General features: G+C 64.7%; 21 protein-coding genes. 10 read left to right on the top strand and 11 right to left on the bottom strand.

Going from position 1 to position 23,607, the window contains the following annotated elements:
• Positions 1 to 474 carry a hypothetical protein gene (locus tag ACIBI6_RS04205; RefSeq protein ID WP_364350031.1) on the bottom strand — a complete coding sequence of 158 codons (474 nt, stop codon included), beginning with the start codon at positions 472 to 474 and terminating at the stop codon, positions 1 to 3.
• A 159-nt stretch (positions 475 to 633) separates the two neighbouring features.
• Between ACIBI6_RS04205 and ACIBI6_RS04200 the strand changes: the two genes are divergently transcribed.
• The gene (locus ACIBI6_RS04200; protein WP_364350028.1) at positions 634 to 1,554 is read left to right on the top strand and encodes an LLM class flavin-dependent oxidoreductase; all 921 of its coding nucleotides are present in this window, start codon (positions 634 to 636) and stop codon (positions 1,552 to 1,554) included.
• Between the two features lie 12 nt (positions 1,555 to 1,566).
• Here the strand turns inward: ACIBI6_RS04200 and ACIBI6_RS04195 are convergent, their stop codons facing one another.
• Positions 1,567 to 4,113: an MFS transporter gene (locus ACIBI6_RS04195; RefSeq protein WP_364350025.1), complete on the bottom strand. Its 2,547-nt coding sequence runs from the start codon at positions 4,111 to 4,113 to the stop codon at positions 1,567 to 1,569.
• A gap of 274 nt (positions 4,114 to 4,387) precedes the next feature.
• The gene (locus ACIBI6_RS04190; RefSeq protein ID WP_396955286.1) at positions 4,388 to 5,344 is read right to left on the bottom strand and encodes a polysaccharide deacetylase family protein; all 957 of its coding nucleotides are present in this window, start codon (positions 5,342 to 5,344) and stop codon (positions 4,388 to 4,390) included.
• A gap of 163 nt (positions 5,345 to 5,507) precedes the next feature.
• Here ACIBI6_RS04190 and ACIBI6_RS04185 point away from each other — a divergent pair, with 163 nt between their 5' ends.
• On the top strand, positions 5,508 to 7,106 hold the full coding sequence (locus ACIBI6_RS04185; protein WP_396955285.1) for a putative glycoside hydrolase: 1,599 nt from the start codon (positions 5,508 to 5,510) through the stop codon (positions 7,104 to 7,106).
• Between the two features lies 1 nt (position 7,107).
• Here the strand turns inward: ACIBI6_RS04185 and ACIBI6_RS04180 are convergent, their stop codons facing one another.
• On the bottom strand, positions 7,108 to 8,592 hold the full coding sequence (locus ACIBI6_RS04180) for an alpha/beta fold hydrolase (protein WP_396955284.1): 1,485 nt from the start codon (positions 8,590 to 8,592) through the stop codon (positions 7,108 to 7,110).
• A gap of 170 nt (positions 8,593 to 8,762) precedes the next feature.
• On the opposite strand from ACIBI6_RS04180, the gene ACIBI6_RS04175 reads away from it, so the two are divergent.
• Together ACIBI6_RS04175 and ACIBI6_RS04170 are read left to right on the top strand one after the other, a co-directional pair.
• Positions 8,763 to 9,056: a hypothetical protein gene (locus ACIBI6_RS04175; RefSeq protein WP_396955283.1), complete on the top strand. Its 294-nt coding sequence runs from the start codon at positions 8,763 to 8,765 to the stop codon at positions 9,054 to 9,056.
• Between the two features lie 96 nt (positions 9,057 to 9,152).
• Positions 9,153 to 10,580 (top strand): AIM24 family protein, encoded by a 1,428-nt coding sequence (locus ACIBI6_RS04170; protein ID WP_396955600.1) that lies wholly within the window; start codon positions 9,153 to 9,155, stop codon positions 10,578 to 10,580.
• A gap of 50 nt (positions 10,581 to 10,630) precedes the next feature.
• On the opposite strand, the gene ACIBI6_RS04165 is transcribed toward ACIBI6_RS04170, so the two are convergent.
• Complete coding sequence (locus ACIBI6_RS04165; protein WP_396955282.1) at positions 10,631 to 12,655, bottom strand: M3 family metallopeptidase; 2,025 nt, start codon at positions 12,653 to 12,655, stop codon at positions 10,631 to 10,633.
• A 91-nt stretch (positions 12,656 to 12,746) separates the two neighbouring features.
• On the opposite strand from ACIBI6_RS04165, the gene ACIBI6_RS04160 reads away from it, so the two are divergent.
• The 3 genes from ACIBI6_RS04160 to msrA all read left to right on the top strand — a co-directional run bounded on the left by ACIBI6_RS04160 (position 12,747) and on the right by msrA (position 15,478).
• Entirely contained in the window at positions 12,747 to 14,312 is a 1,566-nt protein-coding gene (locus tag ACIBI6_RS04160) for a bifunctional phosphatase PAP2/diacylglycerol kinase family protein (protein WP_396955281.1), read from the top strand.
• Between the two features lie 130 nt (positions 14,313 to 14,442).
• A complete protein-coding gene (msrB, locus tag ACIBI6_RS04155) occupies positions 14,443 to 14,898 on the top strand; it encodes a peptide-methionine (R)-S-oxide reductase MsrB (RefSeq protein WP_364350001.1) in 456 nt (151 codons plus the stop codon).
• 67 nt (positions 14,899 to 14,965) lie between these two features.
• A complete protein-coding gene (msrA, locus tag ACIBI6_RS04150) occupies positions 14,966 to 15,478 on the top strand; it encodes a peptide-methionine (S)-S-oxide reductase MsrA (RefSeq protein ID WP_364349998.1) in 513 nt (170 codons plus the stop codon).
• 292 nt (positions 15,479 to 15,770) lie between these two features.
• On the opposite strand, the gene ACIBI6_RS04145 is transcribed toward msrA, so the two are convergent.
• From ACIBI6_RS04145 to ACIBI6_RS04130, 4 genes are all read right to left on the bottom strand, one after another.
• Positions 15,771 to 16,196 (bottom strand): hypothetical protein, encoded by a 426-nt coding sequence (locus tag ACIBI6_RS04145; protein ID WP_364349995.1) that lies wholly within the window; start codon positions 16,194 to 16,196, stop codon positions 15,771 to 15,773.
• Positions 16,197 to 16,380: 184 nt separating this feature from the next.
• Positions 16,381 to 17,307, bottom strand: a complete 927-nt coding sequence (locus tag ACIBI6_RS04140; protein ID WP_396955280.1) for an alpha/beta fold hydrolase — start codon at positions 17,305 to 17,307, stop codon at positions 16,381 to 16,383.
• Positions 17,280 to 17,687 (bottom strand): heme-binding protein, encoded by a 408-nt coding sequence (locus ACIBI6_RS04135; protein ID WP_396955279.1) that lies wholly within the window; start codon positions 17,685 to 17,687, stop codon positions 17,280 to 17,282. Before ACIBI6_RS04135 ends, ACIBI6_RS04140 begins: the two co-directional genes overlap by 28 nt.
• Positions 17,688 to 17,969: 282 nt before the next feature.
• The gene (locus ACIBI6_RS04130) at positions 17,970 to 19,151 is read right to left on the bottom strand and encodes an FAD-dependent oxidoreductase (protein WP_396955278.1); all 1,182 of its coding nucleotides are present in this window, start codon (positions 19,149 to 19,151) and stop codon (positions 17,970 to 17,972) included.
• A 387-nt stretch (positions 19,152 to 19,538) separates the two neighbouring features.
• On the opposite strand from ACIBI6_RS04130, the gene ACIBI6_RS04125 reads away from it, so the two are divergent.
• The gene (locus ACIBI6_RS04125) at positions 19,539 to 20,180 is read left to right on the top strand and encodes a LysE family translocator (protein ID WP_396955277.1); all 642 of its coding nucleotides are present in this window, start codon (positions 19,539 to 19,541) and stop codon (positions 20,178 to 20,180) included.
• A 171-nt stretch (positions 20,181 to 20,351) separates the two neighbouring features.
• On the opposite strand, the gene ACIBI6_RS04120 is transcribed toward ACIBI6_RS04125, so the two are convergent.
• Both ACIBI6_RS04120 and ACIBI6_RS04115 read right to left on the bottom strand, forming a co-directional pair.
• Positions 20,352 to 21,275: an NADP-dependent oxidoreductase gene (locus tag ACIBI6_RS04120; protein WP_396955276.1), complete on the bottom strand. Its 924-nt coding sequence runs from the start codon at positions 21,273 to 21,275 to the stop codon at positions 20,352 to 20,354.
• Positions 21,276 to 21,348: 73 nt separating this feature from the next.
• A complete protein-coding gene (locus ACIBI6_RS04115) occupies positions 21,349 to 22,086 on the bottom strand; it encodes an SDR family oxidoreductase (RefSeq protein ID WP_396955275.1) in 738 nt (245 codons plus the stop codon).
• 15 nt (positions 22,087 to 22,101) lie between these two features.
• Between ACIBI6_RS04115 and ACIBI6_RS04110 the strand changes: the two genes are divergently transcribed.
• Both ACIBI6_RS04110 and ACIBI6_RS04105 read left to right on the top strand, forming a co-directional pair.
• Positions 22,102 to 22,560 (top strand): LysR family transcriptional regulator, encoded by a 459-nt coding sequence (locus ACIBI6_RS04110; protein WP_396955274.1) that lies wholly within the window; start codon positions 22,102 to 22,104, stop codon positions 22,558 to 22,560.
• 386 nt (positions 22,561 to 22,946) lie between these two features.
• Positions 22,947 to 23,459 (top strand): hypothetical protein, encoded by a 513-nt coding sequence (locus ACIBI6_RS04105; RefSeq protein WP_396955273.1) that lies wholly within the window; start codon positions 22,947 to 22,949, stop codon positions 23,457 to 23,459.
• Positions 23,460 to 23,607 lie beyond the last annotated feature (148 nt).

The following is a 23,607-nucleotide window of genomic DNA, read 5'->3' as shown; positions in this document are numbered from 1 at the left end:
TTAGTTCGGCACGATGTCGTACTTCAGTAGTTCGAAGCCGGCGGGCACGGTGGCGCTCATCGAGATGCGATCTCCGGACCAGGTGCCGACCAATGCGACGTGGCCGTCGGCGCAATCCGCGCCTTCGGCGGTGAGCATCGGCAGCGGGTGGATGCGGTGGCGGTCGTCGCCGTGCCGGACCGTCGCCTTGTCCACATAGGTGCGTTTGTCGTGATTGAGGATGTAGCGGCCGATGAAGCCGTGCTGGGGCGCGACCAGAGGGGCGACGGAGGCGGCCTTGGCGTAGAGGCTGGCCTGCTCACCCACCTGCGGTCCGGCCCACACCACGCGTGTCGGCACCGTCAGGAGGCGCTCCACACCCTGGACGAAGTCGTCGCCGATCCAGGCGCGTTTCAGGAATCGGACCTTGGGTTCCAGATACCCGATCAGCTTGTGATCGGCGTCCAGGAAGACGGCTCTGCAGAACGGCCCCACGGGGTTGTTTTCCTTTCTGGGATAACGGCTTTCGGATAATCTAACCGTGCGGGCAGCGCTGCCGCTCGGCGGGCGGTTACAGTCGAGTTACCAGCATGTTCAGGTATGGCTCGAGATCACCGGAACGACTGGATCGACCCCGCGAGATAAGGTCCGACGATGCGATACGCCATTTCGGTTCCGCAGCTCATTCCCGACGGATCGTTCCAACCGGAAAATCTGCGGGCCTACCTGGATCGAGCCGAAGCGCTCGGCTTCGAGAGCGCCTGGACGACCGAACAGCTGCTCGGTTCCGCGCCCAATCTGAGTCCGATCGAGTTGTTGACCTACGCGGCCGCATGCAATGAGCGGCTGCGCTTCGGATGCGCGGTGTTCGTCACGCCGCTGCACAATCCGGTGCACCTCGCCAAACGCATCAGCACGCTCGATCAGCTCACGCGTGGCCGACTGGAGATCGGCGTCGGGATCGGCGGACGCAACCGGATGTTCTCCGCCTTCGATGTCGACCCCGCCGACAATCTGGTGACCCGTTTCAATGAGGGCCTGCGCGTCATGAAGGCGCTGTGGACGCAGCCGCGAATCGATATCGAGGGCGAGTTCTGGCAGCTGACCGGCGCCACCATGGAGCCGAAGCCGTTCCAGAAGCCTCATCCGCCACTGTGGTTCGGTGGCAGCACACCCGCGGCATTGCGGCGGGCGGTGCGGCACGGCAACGGATTCTTCGGTGCTGGTTCGAGTAGGACGGCCGAATTCGCCCAGCAGGTCCGGTACGTGCGCGGGACCTTGGCCGAAAACTCCGGCGACCCATCGGATTTCCGCATCGCCAAACGCGTCTACATAGCGGTCGACGATGATCCGGCGCGGGCCGAACAGCGCATGGGCACCGCTCTGATCGACTTCTACGGCGAATTCGGCGCAACCCTGCTGCCCGTCGCCGTACACGGCACACCCAAGGACTGCATCCAGGGCCTGCGCGCAGTGGCCGACGCCGGAGCCGAAACGATCCTGATCAACCCGTTGTTCGACGAGGGCGCTCAAATGGAGCGCATTGCCGCGGAGGTGCTACCGCACGTCGAATAGACCGTTCCAGCGTCATCGGGGGTCGGAGGCTTCGGCGGGTTCGTAGCCGAGCCGGACGTCGTGGTTTACTTCGCCGCCGGAGACTGTTACTCGGGTGGTGACGGGTGGGTAGCCGCGGGCTATCACCGTGTAGTGGCCTTCCGGGAGGTCGGTTACCAGGTAGCGGCCGTTGGCATCGGTGCGGGCGGTGGCGGTGAGGTCGCCGGCTGCGTCGAGGACGGTGATCTGGATGTCCGAAACGGCCCGGTCGCCGTCGGCCCAGGCGGATCCGGCCAGCACGGCCATCGATGCCATATCGATGTCGTGATGCAGGAGGCCGCTGTCGGGGATGGTGAGGGTGGTGGCGCTGGGGCGCATATGTTCGGCGACGGCCACCAGGGTGTAGGTGCCGGAGACGACGCCGTGGCAGATGTACGCGCCGTCACCAGCGGTAATGGCGGCACCGACGACCTCGCCGTGGATATCGGTGAGTGTGACGGTGGCACCCGGTAGCGGGGTGCCGCGACCGGCCGAGCGGACCACTCCGGACAATTCGCCGGAGCCGGTGAGGGTCAGGTCGAGCAGCTGTGGTCGCTGTCCGATGGCCACGCTGACCGCCTCCGGCCGGTGTCCGGTCGCCGACGCGATCAAGACATAATTGCCCGCGGCCGGTGCCTCGATGCGGTAGCCGCCGTCGGCATCCCCGGTCGCGCGCGAAACCTGGTGTCCCCGTTGGTCGATCAGGGTCAGCACCGTGCCGGGCACCGGTCTGCCATCCTCGCGTCCGATCCGCCCGCCGATCGACGTGCCTTCGTAGTCGAGGCCCGAATGCGACTGCGGCACAACGGCGGCCACATACACACCATTGCCGTCGTGATTCACCGAGACTCGGCTGACCGCGCCCGCCAGCACCGGTTCGGGTTCGGAGAGCACCTTCGCGGCACCCTCCCAGACCTGCGCCTCCTCCCAGCTGGATTCCAGGGTCACCGACTCCACGACGGGAGCCGGATTGTCCTGCAGCGGAATCTCTTTCATGAACATCAGCACCAAGCACGCCAGCAGCGCAACTCCCGCTGCGACATAGAAGACGCCGTGCATCGCATCGGTGAACCCGATCAGGATCGGCACCCTGAGCTCATCCGGCAGCGCCGCGATTCCGCTGGTATTGCTCTGCATGGTGCTCAACTGAGCGGCGTCGAATCCGGCGGGCAGCGCACCACCGAAGGCGTCGATGATCCGGTGCGGCAAGAGGTTGAACAGGATGGTGAGGAACACCGCGACACCGAGCGTGCCGCCCATCTGCCGGAAGAAGGTCGCCGATGCGGTCGAAACACCCATATCAGAACGCGGACCGGCATTCTGTGCCGCGATGATCAGGGTCTGCATGCAGCAACCGAGCCCGAATCCGATGACGCCGCCGTAGACCAGCGGCTGCCATAGCGGACTGTCGTAATGCACCTGCCCGTAGAGCGCCGCGCCGACGGCGATTATGAATGTCCCGATCACCGGCAGGATCTTGTAACGGCCGGTCAATTTGGTGGTCAGCCCGGCCAGCTGCGAACCGAACATGATCCCCAGTACCAGCGGCAGCATCAGCAGACCCGATTTGGTCGGCGAATATCCGCGCACCACTTGGAAGTACTGCGGCACCATGACGATCGCGCCGAACATCGCGATACCGACAATGAACCCACCCGCGATGGTCACGCTGAAGGTCGAATTCTTGAACAGTCGTAGCGGAATCAGCGCCGCATCCTTCATCAGGAACTCGACGAGCAGGAACAGCAGCAGTCCGCCCGCACCGATCCCATAGCAGATGAGCGCGCGCTGCGAACTCCAGCCCCAGTCCCGGCCCTGTTCGGCGACGATCAGCAGCGGCACCACACAGGTCGTCAATGCGACCGCGCCGAACCAGTCGATGCGGTGATCCTGGCGCTGATGCGGCGCATTGAGCACCTTGGCGACCACGCCGAGCGCGAGCACGCCGATCGGCACATTGACCAGGAAGACCCAGCGCCAACCCTCGAGACCCCAGAGCTGATCATAATTCGAGAAGAAGCCGCCGAGCACCGGGCCGAGCACGGTCGCCGTACCGAAGACCATCATGAAATAGCCCTGGTAGCGCACCCGCTCCCGGGCCGGCACGATATCGCCGATGATGGTGAACGCCAACGACATCAACCCGCCCGCACCAAGGCCCTGAAAGGCGCGGAATCCGGCGAGTTCGTACATCGAGGTGGCGAAGGTGCAGGCCACCGAACCGATGACGAACAGTCCGATCGCGGTGAGGTAGAACGGCTTTCGGCCGTAGATATCGGCGAGCTTGCCGTACAGCGGCGTGGTGATCGTCGCGGTGATCAGATACGCCGTGGTCGCCCAGGCTTGTTCGTCGAATCCGTCCAGGCTGTTGGCGATCCGCACGATCGCGACGCTCACGATGTTCTGATCCAGCGCGGCGAGGAACATGCCGAGCAGCAGTCCGGACAGGATGGTGAGGATCTGCCGGTGTGACAGTGACGCACCCTCACCGGCATCCAGGTCCGGCGACGTTGCCGGGGCCTGGGTCGTCGAATTCGTCATAATTTGAGCCCTAGTTCTGATCGGCTATCCGTGGTGGAAGTGTCTCGAAACCTGAGTCGAGCCGGTCGAGCAGTTGGCACACTGCGCCACAAGCGATCTGCCCCCACACGCCGATCACCCGTAACTAGTTGCGCTCGCTAATATACATACGGCCGCTCAGGGCGAAACGGCCTGGTCGGATCATCCCGACATCCAACACCTCAGCGGCCGTGAGTTGACCACTGTCTCCCGGGTCCGGCGCCGCAAACTCTTGGCATACTTGGATCTTTGCTTGTCAATAGGGGTTGAACTGGCCACGCCAGCGCGGATTCAGTTCGTCGGCAAGCAGTTTGGGGGCCGAGATCTTGTTCGGATTGCCGTCGGAGGTGTAGCGCTGGTCGGGATGTCGATCGAGGCGGTCGAGCCAGTAGGCGGAGGCGAAGTCGACCTCACGCTTCCCCGACCGGATGCGCGGCACACCAGCGGGATCGACCTGTCCGAATGGGGAGGGTGCGGGCTCGGCGCCGACCAGCAACACGGCCTCGAACGCGTAGTTCGTACCGTCCCAGCTTCCTGCGGTGGCGAGTACACGATCGGCCGGAAAGATGCCGAGCGGTAAGGCCATCGTGCGCACACGATTACCAGGCGCCGCGGTCACGATCGCGCGCAGGTTCTCGACCAGCTCACGCTGTACGCCGATGCTATCCAGGCGACCGAGGTTGGCGTGGCTCGCGGTGTGCGCGCCGATTTCGTATCCGTGCGCGGCCAGCCAGGGCAGTGCGCGCCTGTCACCGGCGAACGGCTCGTTATTGACATAGAACGTCGCGGTGGGCCGGAAGTCCGGATTGCGCGCTCCGAACTCCTCGAGTATCCCGATCGCGGTATCCGGGAACACCTCAGCGTCCTCGGTGAACCGAAGTTGGGTGATGGTGGAGTCGTCGAAGGTAAGCACCACCGGGTGGGTGCCTGCGGGGATGTCGATATGGCCGCAGATGTAATCGCCAGCGGTCACCGGTCGGTAGTTCTCGCGGTACAACCGCTCGAGTTCGGCGCGGAACTTCTCCGGAGTCTGGTCGTATTCGCCCACCGGACTCGGTGTTACCTGGTGGTACATCAGGATGGGGACGAGTCCGAGTTCGTTGGCTCGCACTGCAATCGGGTCAGGCGTCGATGTGGCCACCGGAACCTTTTCGATGGCCGCCGGGACCGGATCCGCCGCCGCACCGCACGCGGTGCCTGTCGCGAATATCAAGGCCGACAGGACAACCCGAGTTCCGATAGCCGAGCACCGCACCACCGATCGAACGGTACGCGGCGCCAAGGAATCTCGGTTGCGAATCGGTATAACCACGCCCGGCAGCGCTGTCCGAGGTAGATAGTTAGGCAATAGCTACAAATGAAAGTTGGTGTGCGCGTTGAACAAATCGGTCCGGATCACCGGGCGGTGGCGGCTGGCGGCAATGGCGGTTATCGCAGCTTTATCAATCCTCATCGCATCCGTGATCATCGGCGCCAATCGGTCCGAACCCGCGGGGTTGGCGCTGGCCGGATTACCGGATGGAGTCGTCGGGGCAAGCACGCTGACCGGTCTGGCATTGCGCGTCGACGCCGAAGGCCACAACCCGAACGATATGCGGCTCGAACTCGACGGCAAGACGGTGACCGGCACGGTCGAGGGCGATTCGGTGGTGTACCGGCCCGGTCAGCTCGCCGATGGCAAGCACAAGTTCACCGCCGAGATCCCACGCGGGGGAATCGTCGGCCTATTCAGCGCCGGTCCGGGCGTTACCGCGACCTTTACCGTCGATACCGAGGCGCCGAAACTCGAGGTGACCCAGCCGGGCGGGCCCGGATCGTATCGTCAGCAGATCACGTTGCGCGGCAAGGAATCCGGTGCGGTACACGTCTCCGTCGGCACACAGTCGGTCACCCCCGCCGCGGACGGCACCTTCGAGATCACGCTGCCGCGCACACCGGTCGGCGAGGAGGTGACCGCGGTCGACGCGGCGGGAAATAGGGCGACGCAGGCGATTACGACCTCGGTCGATATGCCCCGGGTCAAGGCCGTGCACATCACGGCGTACGGGTGGGCATACGAGGGCTTACGCGATCCCATTCTGGATATGGCCCGCGAGGGACGCATCGACACCGTTCAACTCGATATCAAGGATGAGGACGGGGTTATCGGCTACGACTCGCAAGTGCCGCTGGCACGGCAGGCGGGCGCGGCCGCCGATATCTACGACGTGCGCGCCGCACTGCGACAACTGCACGATATGAATCTGCGGGTGGTCGGGCGGATCGTGGCCTTCCGCGATCCGACTATGGCCGGATGGGCCTGGCGCGAAGGACATTCGGACTGGGTCATCCAGAATCCCTCCGGTCAGCCGTACGCCAGCAAGTACGGTGCGATCGCATTCACCAATTTCGCCAATCCCGAAATCCGCAAGTACAACATCGATCTCGCCACCGAGGCGGCCGAACTCGGCTTCGACGGAATCATGTACGACTATGTCCGACGGCCCGATGGTGCGCTGTCGCAGATGCAGTTTCCGGGGCTGACCGTTACGCCGAGTGATTCCATCGCCGAGTTCCTGCACGAGAGCCGGGATCCGGTGCGCGACAAAGGCGCGAATCTCAGTGCCGCGGTGTTCGGCATCGCTGCGACGCGGCCGGATGAGATCGCACAAGACATACGACAGATCGCCCGGTACGTCGACTATGTCGCTCCGATGCTGTACCCGTCGCACTGGAATGCGGGTGAGTATGGCGTCACCAACCCCAATGCCCAGCCGTACGACATTATTTTCCGGTCGCTGGCCGACTTCTTCGAACAGACCAAAGGCACCGGCGCGAAAGTCATTCCGTGGCTGCAGGATTTCAGCCTTGGAGTGAACTACGGGGATGCCGAGGTCAAAGCGCAGATCGATGCCGCGGCCGCGGCGGGGACGAACAGTTTCTTCCTGTGGAATGCGGCGTCGCGGTATCACTCATGGGCAGTGGTTCCCGGTTGACCTACTGGTCCGCGTGGCAGGTGATGTCGGCGGCGGGCAGGGTGCCATCGGCGTAGTAGGTATTGATCGCGTTGTTGACGCAGGCGCTCAGATCCGGCCGGAAGGTCATGTGGATGCGGATGTCCTGCAGTGTGACCAAACGGGATGCGGACAGGTGCTGATGTAGTCGGATGCCGTGGGTGTACGGGGTTCGGGCATCACCGGTCGCCTGCAGGATGAGCACCGGAACCGAATTCCGGACGGTGGTGGCGGGTTCGACGGGTCTGGGCCAGAATGCGCACGGCTGGATGTTGTTGGCCAGCGGACCGAATATGGGCTGGGTGGCACGGCTGGCTTCGATATTGCCCGCATACCATGCCGAATCCGTCGGTGCCGCGGCATCGCCGCAGGCGATCTGGGCGAGGACGGAGTTCTCCTCGGATCGCAAGGCCTGCAAGACGATTTGCAAGCGTGGCGCCCGCGCGGCCACGGGTGGGCCGCCCGCCGCATCGGCGATCTCTCGTAGCGTTTCGGCCAGCACTTGGTTGCGCCGGAAGTCGGTCACCAGGTTGTGTAGGAGAAAGGGAAGCCAGTGATCGTTGATCGGGAAGTCTTCGATCACGATCGGTTGCCGTGCCACTGCGACGATCAGCTCTGTCAACCATGCCCGCACGTCGGTCGGGGACGAACCGAAGTGATACTTATCATCCTGTCCCGCAGCCCAATTCGACCATTCATCGATCGCCTGCTCGTCCGAGGCACCCCAATCCTGAACGAGGCCGGTCCAATATCGATCCGGATCGATCGCGCTGTCGAACACCATCCTGTCGCTGCGGTCCGGGAACATCTGGGTGAATACCGCACCGAGATATGTGCCGTAGGAGACGCCGTAATAGCTGAGCTTCGGTTCGCCCAGCGCCACTCGAATGACATCCATATCGCGAGCGGTATTGCGGGTGGTGAGCTGGCGCACCTTCACCGGATCATCGGCCAGACAGCCCGCTGCCATATCCGCCGCCAGTGCGGTTTCACGCGCGAAGCCTTGCGCATCCACACCCGCCGAATGGATCATTTCGCCGACCGGCCATCCGCAGCGCGGCGTGCGCCCGGAGTCGCCGACACCACGCGGATCCATACCGATCAAATCGAAACGGGCCCGCACCTGCGGGGTGAGCACGTCGCCGAGCAGATCCACGGTGTCCAGTCCCGATGCACCCGGCCCACCCGGATTGGCCAGCAGAACACCATGACGCTGATCCGGACCGCTGGCCCGAACTCGCGATATCGCGATCTTCAGCGTGCGATCGGAGGGTCGCAAATAATCGAGCGGCACCAGCACATCCGCGCATTCGGCCCCGGCCTTGTCCAGATCCTCGAGACCGCAAGCGTGCCAGTGCAGTCTCTGGTGATAGAACCGGTATTCCGGATCGACCTGTGCCCCCGGCACGGTGATCAGCGCCGCACCGACCACAACCAGCACCGACCACCGCAAAAGCCTCGCCGACAACCCACTCGCCTCTCACCGCCAAATCCCGCAACTTCGTACCACACCCCGCCGCAGGGCAGCCTTGCCACATTTGGTGGTGCCGCCGATACTCCAAGAGGGCCGCGCCACCGCCGGTTCCGCATCGAGGGGAGGAATCAATGCTTCGAAGCCAATTGAATTCACTACGCACAGTGGATGATTCGCTTATCTACGGGCAACCGTACGAAACATCCGACGGCACCACGATCATCACCGTCGCCAGGACCGGCGGCCTGCTGCACAGCGCGCGTCCGGTTGGTGCGTACGTGGTCCATGAAGGCGAGGTCAGCTGGACACCCGCCGTCGATGCGACGCGGATCGCGCTGATGGGTGAATTGATCGGTCTGCTGGCCGCGGTCATCGCCACGCTCGCGGTGCTGCGCAGGCCGCCGTGGCCGGATCTATCGCGGGTGGTGGCAATCGGACGGGACTCGCGACACACTTGATCCCGTGAATCGCATGCCACTCGGACATATCGACCGGGGCGGTCCGCCGTGACCGCACTCGCACGCGGGGAGAATCGCCCCGCGCCCGGCGACCGGATGATCGTGACCGTCACCTGCGCAGCGCCGGTCGATGTATCGGCGCTGCTGCTCGGCGCCGACGGCAGGGTCCGCTCCGATGCCGACTTCGTCTTCTTCAATCAACCGGCCGGACCCGGTGTCACCTATCGGCACGGCCGCGGTACCGGCGATATGGTCGATGTGCAGACCTCCGCGCTGCCCGCCGATGTCGACAAGGTCGTGGTCACGGCCAGCCTCGACGGCAGTGGGCCGCCGACCTTCGCGGGCGCGAGTTCGCTGACCGCGACGATCGGATCCGATGCCGCAACGCTGACCTTCCCGATGACCGGGCTCAGCACCGAGACGGCCGTTGTGTGCGTGGAGATCTACCGGCGCGGCGGTGCGTGGAAGGTGCGCGCGGTCGGGCAGGGTTATGACAACGGTCTGGCCGGAATCGCGACGGCATTCGGTGTGAATATCGACGACGAACCCGAAACAGCGTCGACAGCCGCTCCGGCTCAGCCGCAGTACCAGCCGCAGGCCCCGGTGCCGCCCGCTCCGGTACCGCCGCAATACCCAGCCCAGCCGCAGTACCACGCTCCGGTGCCCCCGGCGGCGCCGCAATATCCAGCCCAACCGCACTATCAGGCTCCGGTTCCGCCGGCCTATCCCCCGTCCGGCGCCGTGCCGCCGCCACCACCGATTGCACCCCAGCAAGGAGCGCTGCCGATGCAGAGCGAACTGTTCAATCCGAGCCACGCCGAGGTCAACGGCATCGGCATCCAGAAGCAGGGCGGCAAGATGATCAAGGTCGCCGTCAATGGCGAGACCATGGCGCGGGCCGGCTCGATGGTCGCCTACCAGGGCGACCTGCAGTTCAAGGCGCTCGGTTCGGGCGGAATAGGCCGTGCGATCCAGCAGCGGCTGACCGGCGAGGGGGTGCCCCTGATGCAGGTGTCCGGTCGCGGCGACCTGTTCCTCGCCGATTCCGCCGCCGATGTGCACACCGTCGACCTCGACGGCACCGATGGCCTCACCATCAACGGCTCGAATGTGCTCGCCTTCGATACATCGCTGTCCTACAACATCCAAAGGGTCCAGGGTGCAGCCGGTTTCGCCAGTAACGCGGGTTTCTTCAACTGCGTGTTCAGCGGGCGCGGTCGCATCGCCATCACCACGCACGGCTCGCCCGTCGTCCTCAATGTCGACCAACCGACCTACGCCGATCCGCAGGCCGCGGTGGCCTGGTCGTCGAGCCTGTCCACCGGCATCAAACGGAACGACTCCTTCGGCCTCGGCCGACTCATCGGCCGCAGCACCGGAGAGGGCCTGACGCTGTCGTTCACCGGGCGCGGCTTCGTCATCGTGCAGCCCTCGGAACTGCCACCGGGCGGTTTCATCGGCGGCACCGGTGGCGGTCAGGAGGCCGGACAAAGCGGCGGCGTGCTCGGCGGCTTGTTCGGGTAGCGATCCCGCGCTGGAACCGGCTGCGCCACAGCCGGTTCCAGTGTCCGGGATCAGTTCAACAGACCCCGCCGGACCAGCAGCGGTTCGATTTCGGGGGCGCGGCCGCGGAAGGATTCGAAGGCCGCGAGCGGGTCGACCGAGCCACCGCGGGAAAGCAGTTCGCGACGGAAGGTCTCGCCCTTCTCGCGGATGGACCCGTCGCCCTCGTCGAACCATTCGACGGTGTCCGCGTCCAGCACCTCGCTCCAGATGTAGGAGTAGTAGCCCGCCGCGTAACCGCCGGAGAAGATGTGGGCGAAGTAGCCGGTTCGGTAGCGCGGCGGAATCGCGTCGATGGCCAGACCGGCCTTGCGCAAAGCTTCCTCTTCGAACGCCTCGGCATCGGTGTCGGCCAGCGCCTCGGGTGCGGGTACGCGGTGCCACGCCCAGTCCAGCAGTGTCGCGCCGAGGTATTCGACGGTCTTGAAGCCGGTACCGAAACGCGCGGCCTCGGCCATCCGCTCGACCAGTTCGGTGGGCATCGGCTCACCGGTCTCGATATGCCTGGCGTAGTTGGCGAGTACGTGCGGTCGCGACATCCACATCTCGTTCACCTGGGATGGGAATTCGACGAAATCCCGCGGTACTTTGGTGCCTGAGAAGAACGGATACGTCACATCCGAGAACAGTCCGTGCAGCGCGTGCCCGAACTCGTGGAAGAGGGTGCGCACGTTGTCCCAGGTGAGCAGGGCAGGTTCGCCCGCGGGCGGCTTCACGATATTGAGGTTGTTGACCACCACCGGCCGCTTCCCCAAAAGCCGTGACTGGCTGACCAATGCGTTCATCCACGCCCCGCCGCGCTTCGACGGTCGCGCGAAGAAGTCACCGAGGAACAGTCCGAGCGCACTGCCGTCGGCGTCGAATACCTCGAAGATTCGCACCTCCGGGTGGTATCCGACCAGATCCTTGCGCTCCTGGAAGGTGATCCCGTACACCTGCTCTGCAGCGAAGAACACCCCGTCGCGCAACACCCGCTCGAGCTCGAAATAGGGACGCAACGCCTCCGCGTCCACCGAAAACCGTTCGGCCCGAACCTTTTCCGACCAGAACTGCCAATCCCAGGAGCGCAGCTCCTGCCCACCCATGGCTTGCGCCAACTCGGCCGCCTCCCGCTGCGCATTGGCCACCGCTGGTGCAACCAATCGCTCTAGCATCTCCTCCACTGCCGCAGGGGTTTTGGCGGTCTGATCCTCGACTGTATAGGCCGCATGATCCGAATAGCCGAGCAGCGCGGCCCGTTCCGCTCGCAATGCGGCGATCCGCACGGCGAGCGCACCGTTGTCACCCAACCCGCGGCCCAGTGAAGCCGCCATCACGCGCTGCCGCAGATCCCGGTCGGCAAGTTCCGCCAGCACGGGTTGATTCGAAACATTCTGCAGCCGAAGCGCCCACGCGCCCTCGCGCCCCATCGCCCGAGCGTTCTCCGCGGCCGCGGTCACGGCGGCCGGCCCCAGCCCCGCCAATTCCGCTGCCGACTCGACGACCACCGTCGCACCATTGGTCTGCGCCAAAATGTTCTGACCGAATTCCGTAGCCGCCGCAGCGAGTTCCGCATTCAACTCACGCAACCGCGCTTGCCCCGCCGTATCCAATCGAGCCCCCGCCCGCACGAACCGAATGTGATATTGCTCCAACAGCCGCGCTTCCTCGGGATCCAAGCCCAATTCCGCCCCGCGCCCATAGAGCGCCTCGACCCGTGCAAAGAGTTGGGTATCCAAATAGATCGCGTCCCGATGCGCTGCCAGCTTCGGCGATACCTCGGCCTCGATCGCATCGGTGGTCTCGCTGGAATCGGACCCCGTGATATTGAAGAACACATTCGAGACCCGGATCAGCACGGCCCCCGAACGCTCCAAGGCCGCAATGGTATTCGCGAAACTCGGCTCCTCCCCGCTCGAGCTGATGGCGGCAACCTCTGCCAATTGCTCCGCCATCCCTCGCTCGAACGCAGGCAAATAGTGCTCCGTACCGATCTCGGCGAACGGAGGAAGCTCATACGGCAGCGCACTTGGCTCGAAGAACGGGTTGCTCGTCATAGGTCAACCCTATTGACCTATGACCTGCTTCGCACTGCCCTGGGCCACGAGCCGCACCAGGTTGTCCGCAGCGATCGGTAAGGTCGAGCGGGTGAGTAGCTGGGTACGCCGAAAGTTCTACAGGGTCGGACGATTCGATCGGGCGGTCGGCAGCGCGGTCGCCGAGTTGCCGGCCTCGATGGTCGACAGCGGCCTGCTTCGGCTCACCAAGAGTGCCAATTTCAGTGCGCTGTGGCTGGCCAGCGCCGCGCTGCTCGCCACCCGCCAAGGCACACCGCGGCGGGCCGCGCTGCGCGGAGTCGTGTCGGTGGGGGGCGCGAGCCTGGCCGTCAACCTCGGCCTCAAGACGCTCATTGCGCGACGCCGACCGGCCGCCGAACTATTGCCCGCATACCGGCGGCTGACGCCCGCCCCGAAATCCTCCTCCTTCCCCTCCGGGCACAGCGCCTGCGCGGCGGCATTCGCCACCGCGGTCGCGCTCGAAAGTCCGCGCACCGCACTCGTTGTCGCCCCGCTGGCAGCCACCGTCGCGTACTCGCGGGTGCACACCGGCGTGCACTGGAGCTCGGATGTGCTCGTCGGAGCGGCCGTGGGTTCCGGTATCGCATTGGCCACCCGACGCTGGTGGCCCGTGCGTGAATCGGACGAGGCACAAGCCAGGCTGGTCCGTGAGGCGCCCGCACTAGAGGCGGGCGAGGGGCTTTTGGTGTTGGTGAATCCGGTTTCCGGCGATCCGAACTACGATCCCACCGCCGATATCATCGCGGCCCTGCCCGCCGCCACCGTTCTGCGCACCGAACCCGACCTGGATGCCGCCGAACAACTCGAACGGGCGCTCGCCGAACGCGCCGGGCGGGTGCTGGCGTTGGGCATCGCCGGTGGCGACGGCACCGTGGCGGCCGCGGCCGCGGTGGCGCTGCGGCACGAGTTGCCACTAGCCGTCATCCCCACCGGCACGCTCAACCATTTCGCCCGTGATCTCGGCGTCTACGACCTGATCGAAGTGATCGATGCCACCGGTGCGGGTGAGGCGGTCGCGGTCGATATCGCGCGCGTCGAGTACGGTGACGAAACCGGTTCGCACACCAGGCATTTGATCAATACCGCCAGCATCGGCGCCTATCCTGACCTGGTGCGGCTGCGCGAGAAGTGGCAGGCGCGCTGGGGCAAATGGCCCGCCTTCGCTGCCGCGCTGTTGGTCACCCTGCACCGGTCCGAACCGATCGAGATCTATCTCGACGATCGCTGGCAGCGAGTGTGGTTCCTGTTCATCGGCAACGGCCCCTACCACCCGCACGGCGCCGTACCCGCCTTCCGCGACCGGCTCGACGCCGGACTACTGGATGTCCGCTGGCTGCGCGCCGACCTGCGCTGGTCGCGCACCCGCGCGTTGGTGGCGCTGCTGCTGGCCGCGATCGGCCACAGCAAGGTCTACGGCGAGCGCCGCCTACCCGAACTCTATGTGCAATTGCCCAGGCCGGAGGCCCTGGCCACCGATGGCGAGGTGATCGGCAAGGCCACCCACCTACATTTTGCGATGGCGGGCCAGCTCGCTGCCTACCGCCGCGACGAATCGAACCCGCGCTGGGCCGACCGGTTCCGCCCGCACCACCGCCGGGCGCCTTGGCTCCGCGATGCCTTCCGCACGAACCGGTGAATTTTCGACTTCGCACCCACGTTGCACGAGTTCTGGCCACGCAATAATGACGGAAGTGTGACGCGCTGGTCGGCGGGGACTTTCCGGATCGGACCGCGGGTTGTACGTGGGGCCGATATGAGGAGGTCAGGTGGCAAAGGAATACAACCGGAACCCCGCCGCGGTGGACGCGCTGTCGCCCGAGCAGTACCACGTCACCCAGGAGAACGGGACCGAGCGGGCGTTCACGGGCGAATACTGGGACAATCACGAGCCAGGTATCTATGTGGACGTGGTGTCCGGTGAACCGTTGTTCGCCTCGGTCGACAAGTTCGACAGCGGTTCGGGATGGCCGAGTTTCACCAAGCCGATCGAGGGCGAGAACGTGCTCGAAAAGCGGGATTTCAGTCATCTGATGATCCGCACCGAGGTGCGTTCGGCGCACGGTGACAGCCATCTGGGGCATGTGTTCACCGACGGACCGCGCGCGGCGGGAGGCCTGCGGTATTGCATCAACTCGGCGGCCCTGCGGTTCATCCGCCTCGATGACCTCGAGGCGGAAGGTTACGGTCGGTACAAGAGTTTGTTCACTAAGGAGGACGCATGAGCGAGCGAACAATCAGCACAGCCGACCTGTCGGTCGTGACGGAGCCGAGCACCAGCGAGGCGGAGTCATGAGCGACACGCGAAAGGCGATTCTGGCCGGCGGCTGCTTCTGGGGCATGCAGGATTTGATCCGTAAGCAGCCGGGAGTGATTTCGACGCGAGTCGGCTACTCCGGCGGGCAGAACGACCACCCCACCTATCGCAATCACCCGGGCCATGCCGAGGCCGTCGAGATCATCTACGACCCGGCGCAGACCGACTACCGGGCGCTGCTGGAGTTCTTCTTCCAGATCCACGACCCGACGACGAAGGACCGCCAAGGCAACGACATCGGTGCCAGCTACCGTTCGGCGATCTTCTATCTCGATGACGAGCAGAAGAGCGTCGCGCTCGAGACCATCGTCGATGTCGAGGATTCGGGCCTGTGGCCCGGCAAGGTGGTCACCGAGGTGACCCCGGCCGGCGAGTTCTGGGAGGCCGAGCCCGAGCACCAGGACTACCTGCTGCGCTATCCGGACGGCTACACCTGCCACTTCCCGCGACCGGGCTGGAAGCTGCCGAGGCGGCAGACCACCACGTAGTAGTTGGCCTTGTGCCGCAAAATTGGTTGCGGCACAAGTATTCGACGCGCCGAGCACCACTTGACACCAGAGGTGCCTGGCGGACGCGATTCATCGCGGGCGCGCTGGCGAAGGTGGTGCTCGATGATGACAACGAGGATCGGGTGCGGCGAGCGGCGGGCGCGCTCACCGTGGTGTCCATGCAGAACACGCCCGAGAGTTCCGCTGGGGCAAAGGTAGTCGCTGGCGGCGAAGCTGATGGCCTAGCGTGTGTCGAACCCCGCGACGATTTCCTGCGATCGGGGTCGCGTGACTAGAAGAATTGCGCGGCGGCGAATCCTGTTAGCAGGACACAGAATCCGCCGATTTCGCCGAGGATCAGTGCGACCAGTACCCAGCGCATGGCCGGCGGCGGATTGTGCATCTGGTTGTCGGTGTCGCGGCGGATACCGTGGTTGATGTAGTTGGCGATGGTGATGACGAACATCAGGATCAGCACAGTGGCCGCGGTCGCGTTGACGGCGGCGGGCCAGTCGGATAGTTCCACGAAGATCGCGATCATCGCGGTCGCGAACGAATAGAGCAGGGCCGAGCGGTGCGCGATATCGACGTACGGGTGCGCCCGGCCATCGGGTGCGCCGACCATCGCCAACCATTTCCACACTCCGAGGCCGAGCGCCGTCACGAAGAGCAGGCCGGCGGCGAGCAGTACCAGTGCAGTCAGCGGGCCGATGGTCATGCCCGGACACCTTTCACCGACGTTGTCATGTCAAGCGTCGAGTATGTCTGGACAAGCGACCATCTGCCACCGGGGGGAACGATCATGAACTTCCGGTGAGAGATTCGAGCTCACGAGATCGAATTTTCCGGCACTCGTCACTACCGCCGTGCGGCGAAAGCGCCCGGCGAGGTGCAGCGGATGCTCAGTTCGTGCCGGAAACCCCGGCCTGACCTGGCGAAGCACCGGTGCCGGTCAGGATGGTGCGCAGGACCAACTCAGGGTCGTCGATCATCGGGACATGCCCGACACCGGGCAGCACCTCGAACGTGGCATCCGGTAGGCGCTGCTTGGCGATCTCGCCATTGACCGCTACCGGAAAGATCCGGTCGGCCTGCGACCAAGCCACCGTGATCGGGCAAGGTAGTCGCTCGAAATCCGCGATCGCATCCTTGGTACCGAGCAGATCATCGGTGACCGTGCAGCCGAGAAGATCCGCGACAATCCCATGGGCAGCCGATGATTCGAGGCGGTCACCGTGTTCGGCGATCACCCGCAACGCCAACCGCCGCACCAGCGATGACCGCAGTGTCAGCGGCGCGAGCGGCCGGGTCAGGCGTGCGAAGGTGACATTGCGCGCGATGGTCGCGGAGGAATCGGCGTGTCCGTTGCCGCCCGCATCCCAGAATCCGGCCGGTGAGAGCGCACAGACCGTACGAGCACGACCCCGGCGCGCCAACTCGATGGCCGTCCACCCGCCGAGCGAGTTTCCGGCCAGATGTGCTGTCGCCCAACCTTTTTCATCGAGCAGTCGTTCGACCTCGTCGACAAAGTCGGTGATCCGCGCCGGACGCCGCGACACCGCCGCCCCACCCCGATGCCCCAGCGCGGTCGGCGCCAGCAGCTCGAACTGGGCAGACAGCGGCGGAATCAACGGATCCCACACCCGCGCCGACATCGCTACACCGTGCAATAGCACCAGCGGCTCACCGCTCATCGGACCCGGCCCACATTGACGTTCATGGCCTATCTCCTCATCGCTCCGGAACAGATCTACATCAATGGGCCGCTCGGCGGCGAACAGCGCATTGGAATCGCGCGGAGCTACCCGGCCGAACGGTTCTCCTGCCACCGCCGCACTGCCGTCTGTACCGCCGCTTCGTCTTCGACGGCATGGGCACCGGATGCGCCCGCGGCACCGAGGATCAAATCACCGTCGGTGACCAGTACACCACCGGCCCACGGGACGAAGTCACCGCCATAAAGATGCTGGATGCTATCGACGATCTCCCCTGGCAGGTCGATCGTGCCGGAAGCGCGCAGTGTGTACAGCGCGGTTCGCGCCTTGGCCACAGCGATTCGACTGGTCATAGGCATAGCGCCATCGCTGCGCCGCAGGACGATCACCTCTGCGGCCAGGTCGACAACCGCGACAGTCAGCGGCGGGAACCCCCGCTCCGCACCGACCGCCGATGCGGTTTGCACCAGCCGATCCGCATCTGCCAACGTCAACCCGGGAAGTCTCGGAGCACCAGCCACGAACACGAAACTAACGACGATAGCCCCAGCCGTCAAAGCATCCATCCGTCATTTGCCCCCTCTATGCGACGACCGTGTTGCCAGTCATGGGACCACCGAAAGCAGGTGATCCGCCGCGGGAACATGTTCCAGATTTGCCGCGCGGTCTGATCCTGGCGACCGCGGCCGAACATCTATGCCGATGACCGGACCTGTTTCGTGTGGGTGAGCTCGTCTTGGTGGGATGTTCGGGAGTAGTTCTCGGCTGGCGGGCAGTTATTGCAGCGGCAGGGGTTTCTGGTCGAGGAATCGTTCCCCGTTGGCCGCACCGGCCCGCACTGCAGTGAATCCGTAGTCGACCATGTGTTGTTCGTAGTCGCGCAGGGCGGCGTGCAGATCGCCGTCGACGGCGTGGGTGAGTGCGGAGGCCAGACCGGCGGCATCGCGCAGCGCAGTGCAGGCCCCCGACCCCGAGGCGGGACTCATGGCGTGGATCGCATCCCCGAGGAGGGTGACGCGCGTGGTGTTCCATGCCGGGATCGGCACGCTGCTGCGTAGCGGCAAGGCGAACAGGGTCATCGGGTCACAGTGGGCGATGATTTCCTGAACCCGGGGATGCCAGGTCAGCACCGCAGTGGCGATGATGTCGTGCAGCTGGTCGCCGTCCACATGCCGCAGCGACTGTTCCGCCGGACCGAACCAATCGCTGCGGGCCCCGAATGAGCAGGTCATGTAATCGGACACCGACGCCAACATCGATCCAGGAGTCAGCCGAGCTGCCGCCGCGGCGGGGTTCTCGGGAAATTCGACCGGCGCGACACCGACGAAGGAACCATCGGCGCCGGTGATCATTGTGAAGACCCCGAACATGCGGTCGTCGAACAGCTTTCGGGTGTCATCGGTGAGTGGGATCGCACCGTAGATCTGCCAGACCCCGGTCTCGACGATCCGGGCATTCGGCAGATACTGCTGGCGGACAACGGAATTGATGCCGTCAGCGCCGACGAGCACGTCGCCGTGGACTGTGCTTCCATCGGAAAGGTGCACAGCGATCCGACCGTCACCTGCGGTGTGGTAGCCGGTGACCGGCGTCCCGAACACGACCGAGTCCTCGATCCCGGTCAGGAGTATCGCGCGCAGCGTCAGGCGATCGACCGCGAAGGCCGGTTCCGCCGATTCCTGACCGAACAATTCGTTCAGATCGCGATCGAGGAGCGTGAACCGCGGCCTCGGGGTGCCGGTGGTAGCGGTGAGCAGGTCGACCAACACCGGTGGCAACAGTTGGTGCAACGCGTCCCACGCGACGCTGTCCAAGTGCAGCCGGTAGCCCTGGCGACGTGAGTCCAGTGCCAGGTCGCGTTCATAAACGGAGACGGCGACGCCGTGGCGGCGCAGCGCCTGCGCCAAGGCCAACCCGCCCAACCCAGCGCCGACAATGATGATAGTGAACTTCGACATGACTGGTCCCTTCGTACACACGTGTAAGGAAGGGACGCTCAGGTCACACCTCTACTGGATGCGGTGTTCAACGCTCAGCGCCGCCGGGACTAACCCATAACCGGCCGTGTCTTCGCGCGTCCGAATGTCAGTGTAGCGGGCCGGATCTGGTTCGAGTTGTAGTCATCACCCGAGCCGGCGTCGACCTCGAACGATTCAGCCCAACCAACTGGCGTGTCGCAGGTCATCCAGATATCCGCTCATAGCCGCTGGGCGTGTGGTCGTGAACGTCCGCATCTGCCGATTCCGCGATGTTTCAACGGCGGGGTCCGCGACAGCAACGTTTACCGTTCCAGTGCGTCGGAACTGGCTCGCGACAAATAGCCAACTGCACCCCAGGATGAGAGCATGATCGAAACCACGGCGGTGTTGGGAGTGGCCGCGACCGAGTTGGGAATGGTGCTGACGCCGGGCCCGAACATGATGTATCTGGTGTCGCGCACCATATCGCAGGGACGGCGAGCGGGTCTGGTATCGCTATCGGGTGTGGCCGTCGGATTCATCGTGTATCTCGTGGCCGCCACCGTCGGGATTACCGCGATCTTCGCGGTGGTGCCGGGGTTGTATCTGAGCATGAAGCTGGCCGGCGCAGCGTATCTGGCGTACTTGGCGTGGAAGACGTTGCGCGGCGGCATCTCTGTGTTCGCGCCCTCCGATCTGCCCGCCGACTCCACGCGCAGGCTCTTCAGCATGGGGCTGGTCACCAACCTGCTCAATCCCAAGATCGCGATCATCTACATGGCGTTGATCCCGCAGTTCGTGACCCCAGAACAGGGGCGAGTCTGGTTGCAGAGCCTGCTGCTGGGCGCAGTGCAGATCGGTATCGCACTGACGGTCAACGGCTTGATCGTGCTGGGAGCCGCCACAATCGCAGCTTTCCTGACCGGCCGCCCCCTGTGGATGCGGGCACAACGCTGGGTCACCGGCACAATGCTCGGCGTCGTCGCCGTTCTACTAGCTACCGACCGGAACCGCCCGGTTCCGGCCTAGGCTGACCGACGCGAATAACACGCTGTTGGCAAGTGCGCGGTAAGTAGCCGAATATCGGATGTGTCGTCCGGTTGTCGCGGTCCCCAGGGTGGCCGACCGGACAGTCCCGACGGGATTCATCCTGCGGTTCAGCAGTGCACCTGGGAGCGGGTTGCATTGTGTTGCTGCAGGTTACGGCTCGAGCACGATTTTGCCGTGGGTGTGTCGGCGTTCGAGTTCGGTGTATGCCTGGCGGACCTGTGCCAACGGGTAGACGTTCGCGATCGGGACTTCGAGTTGCCCGTCGGCGATCAGGGCGGCCAATTCGGCGAGGACCTCGGCACCCGGCGGGGCGTTGGTTGCGGGTTCGGTTTTGACTCCGTACTTCGCGGCTGCTGCGAAATCGGCGATGGTGTCGATCCGTTCGACCGCGACGCCGAGCGCCAGGGCCAGTTCGACGTACCCGCCGCCGTGGGTGTCGATGAAGGCATCGATGGCGCCCGGTGCGGCTGCCTTGATCCGGTCGATGACGCGGTCACCGTATACGACCGGGATCACACCGTGGCTTTGCAGCCACTCGTGGTTGTACTGGCTCGCCAGGCCGATGACCGTGGCTCCGGCACGTCGCGCGAGCTGAACAGCGAGCGAGCCGACTCCTCCGGCTGCGGCGGAGACGACAACGGTCTCCGCTTTGTCGAGTTGCACGGAATGTACTGCCCCCCATGCCGTCACGCCGGCGACGAACAGGCCGCCCGCCACCTCCCATGAGACGTTGCGCGGTTTGGGTGTGAGGTTGTCGACGTCGACCAGGACCAACTCGGCCTGGGCGGCTCGCTTCTCGGAGAACCCGATCACCTCGTCGCCGACCGAGAATCGGTCGACTCCGGCGCCGACTTCCGCGACAACCCCGGCGAGATCGCTGCCCTGCCCGGACGGAAAGGTCGAGGGAAAGATGTCAGCCATCGCGCCGGTTCGGATGGCGGCCTCACCGGGGTTGATGCCTGCCGCTTTGACCCGCACGAGGACCTGCTCGTCCCCGGGCACAGGGCGGTCGATCTCGTCGACCCGCAAGACCTCGATTCCGCCGAACTCGTCGTATCTGACTGCCTTTGTCATTGTCGTGCTTCTCCTCCGACGCGCGACGCGCGGCTGACTTCGAGAACGGGAATGGTGGCCGCCGGTGTGCCCGTCACCAGGGCACTGTTCCGGCGTCGTCGAAGAATCCGCCGGTCGGGCCGTTGTCGGGCAGGGTCGCGAGGCGAATCGCGATGGTCGCACCTTGTTGCGGTGTACGGACGCCGCGAAAACCGTTGAGGTCGGTGGCGGTGAAACCCGGGCAACCGCTGTTGATCAAGATATTGGTGTCGCTCAGCTCTTTGACGTATTGGATCGTGACGGCGTTGAGAAACGTCTTCGATGCCATGTATGCGGTGATGGCAAAAGAACCGATCTCGGTACTGGGCAGACCGGGCGTGGTTTGCAGGGTGAGAGAACCGACGCTACTGGACATGTTGACGATGCGCGGAGATGTGGAGTCGCGCAGCATCGGCAACATCGCGTTGGTAACGCGAATGACACCGATCACATTGGTTTCCACGACGGTCCGCAGGGTCGCGGGATCTACCGTGGTGGGTGTCTGTGGATGATCGCCGACGATTGCCGCGTTATTGACCAGGACGTCCAGACCTCCGGCGTGGTCGGCGATAAAACCGGCCGCCTCGGTCACACTCGTATCGTCGGTCACGTCCAGCGGCACACCGAACGCATCGGTCCCCGCCGCGCGCAGCTTCTCCACCGCGGTGTCGCGGCGTTGCTGATCCCGCGCGCCCACACCGATTCGCCAGCCAAGGGCGCCCAAGCCCGCGGCGATCTCGTATCCGATTCCTTTGTTCGCGCCGGTCACCAGCGCGATCGTCTGTTCACTCACAGCGCCGATCATGCTGTGGCTCCGGGGACAGCGTCCAAGACCGGTCGGGTGGGCGGCGATACCGCACGGGTATTTATCGTGGTCAGCGCCGGATACGATGAGCTGATGGAGACGCGGGAGATGCGATACTTCGTCGCCGTCGCCGAGGAGTTGCACTTCGGGCGGGCGGCACAACTGCTCGCGATGGCGCAACCACCACTATCGCGAGCCATCCAGCAGCTCGAACGGCGCCTCGGAGTCGTTCTGCTGCACCGCACCGCTCGCGCCATCGCTTTGAGCGAGGCCGGGGGTGCCGTCGCCGAAGCCGAGCGTCGTGGCCTCGCCGCAGACACCGGCTATCGGGACACCATGGAACTATTGACTGATCTGCTGCGGATCAGTGCCCACGACGCGCGCCAGCGAATCGAATACGCGGCTCCGCAGGCCCGCTCGCGTTCCAGAAAGGTATGGCGGGTGCTGGCGGCAGCAAGCTGAGGCCGAGCCCGCTGCCTCGACCTCTGTTCGGAGGGCCGCGAGGACCGACTGCACGTTTACCGTGTAAGCGCCAGCAGCCGCGACCCGCGCGGGTCGAAGTGGCGAACGCAGGCAGCGGAAGATCAACTCGCCGAGGCCGTCTCTGGGCCTCGGCTCGCCCTGGCGGCAAACCACAGGGTTGGTTCCCGCTGATGAACGGGTTCCGTTGTGGGCCGCCGCCGACACTGCGCAATCGCGCTGCAGCGTCGTTCGCCATCCCGAGAACGCCGCCGGTTCGACCGACACGAACGGCCATGTCGTGATGCTGGTCAAGACACCTGAAACACTGCATCGCCAGCTCCCGGCACGGCGAGGTAGGTTCGCGTGAAACGACGAGGGGAACGGGTGTGGAAGATCCGCACGATCAACCGGAGTTACCGACGCCGGCCTCACACGGCGCGACCGCCGTCACCGCAGCCATCACCGCGCTGACCCTCGGTCTACTCACCGGAATCGCCGGAATCATGTGGATCCTCTACATGGTCGTCTCAATCGAAGATCAAGCCCGCGAATCGTCACTCGATCGAGCCAGCGAATCGTCAGTCGAGATCGGCGGGTACACAGAACTGATCGTCATGGGGATCGTCGCCCTCGTCATCGGGCTGGCGTGGTTCGTCGGCGGATTCCTTCTGCTGGCGTACATGAAAACGGGTCGTTTCCTGTTGATCCTCGCGTCAGGGGTGACACTGATCGTGAGCGTTGCACAGCTTTTCAACAGAGGTTTCGACTTCTTGTTCATTCCGATCATCGCGAGCCTGCTGATTCTCGTCCTGTGCGCGGTCCCGGCAACCGGTCGCTGGATCGTGGCGAATGAACCAGAGCCGAATCCACTTGCTCACGATCAGGGCCGTTGCTCATAGGGCTGCGGAGCCCGCAATGCCGAGCTCCCAAGCTAGCTTCAGTCGACTCGAGTGATGAACGTCGGCATGAGGCGCGGTGCCCGGTATTTCATCGGGTCCGTTTCCTCATGCCGCGTTCCCGAACCGGACGGGCCAGTTTCCCGGCATC

Origin of the sequence: Nocardia sp. NPDC050412 (assembly GCF_044458825.1) — a bacterium.
Classification (GTDB): Bacteria; Actinomycetota; Actinomycetes; order Mycobacteriales; family Mycobacteriaceae; genus Nocardia.
The sequence above is the reverse complement of the archived record's forward strand: the minus strand, read 5'-3'. Positions and strand labels throughout refer to the sequence as shown.

What these genes read in the sequence shown, in the direction of transcription:
- ACIBI6_RS04200 (WP_364350028.1), top strand. Translation starts at nt 634, where the DNA reads ATGCGATACGCCATTTCGGTTCCGCAGCTCATTCCCGACGGATCGTTC.
- ACIBI6_RS04195 (WP_364350025.1), bottom strand. Translation starts at nt 4,113, where the DNA reads ATGACGAATTCGACGACCCAGGCCCCGGCAACGTCGCCGGACCTGGAT.
- ACIBI6_RS04170 (WP_396955600.1), top strand. Translation starts at nt 9,153, where the DNA reads ATGATCGTGACCGTCACCTGCGCAGCGCCGGTCGATGTATCGGCGCTG.
- ACIBI6_RS04165 (WP_396955282.1), bottom strand. Translation starts at nt 12,655, where the DNA reads ATGACGAGCAACCCGTTCTTCGAGCCAAGTGCGCTGCCGTATGAGCTT.
- msrA (WP_364349998.1), top strand. Translation starts at nt 14,966, where the DNA reads ATGAGCGACACGCGAAAGGCGATTCTGGCCGGCGGCTGCTTCTGGGGC.
- ACIBI6_RS04145 (WP_364349995.1), bottom strand. Translation starts at nt 16,196, where the DNA reads ATGACCATCGGCCCGCTGACTGCACTGGTACTGCTCGCCGCCGGCCTG.
- ACIBI6_RS04130 (WP_396955278.1), bottom strand. Translation starts at nt 19,151, where the DNA reads ATGTCGAAGTTCACTATCATCATTGTCGGCGCTGGGTTGGGCGGGTTG.
- ACIBI6_RS04125 (WP_396955277.1), top strand. Translation starts at nt 19,539, where the DNA reads ATGATCGAAACCACGGCGGTGTTGGGAGTGGCCGCGACCGAGTTGGGA.
- ACIBI6_RS04120 (WP_396955276.1), bottom strand. Translation starts at nt 21,275, where the DNA reads ATGACAAAGGCAGTCAGATACGACGAGTTCGGCGGAATCGAGGTCTTG.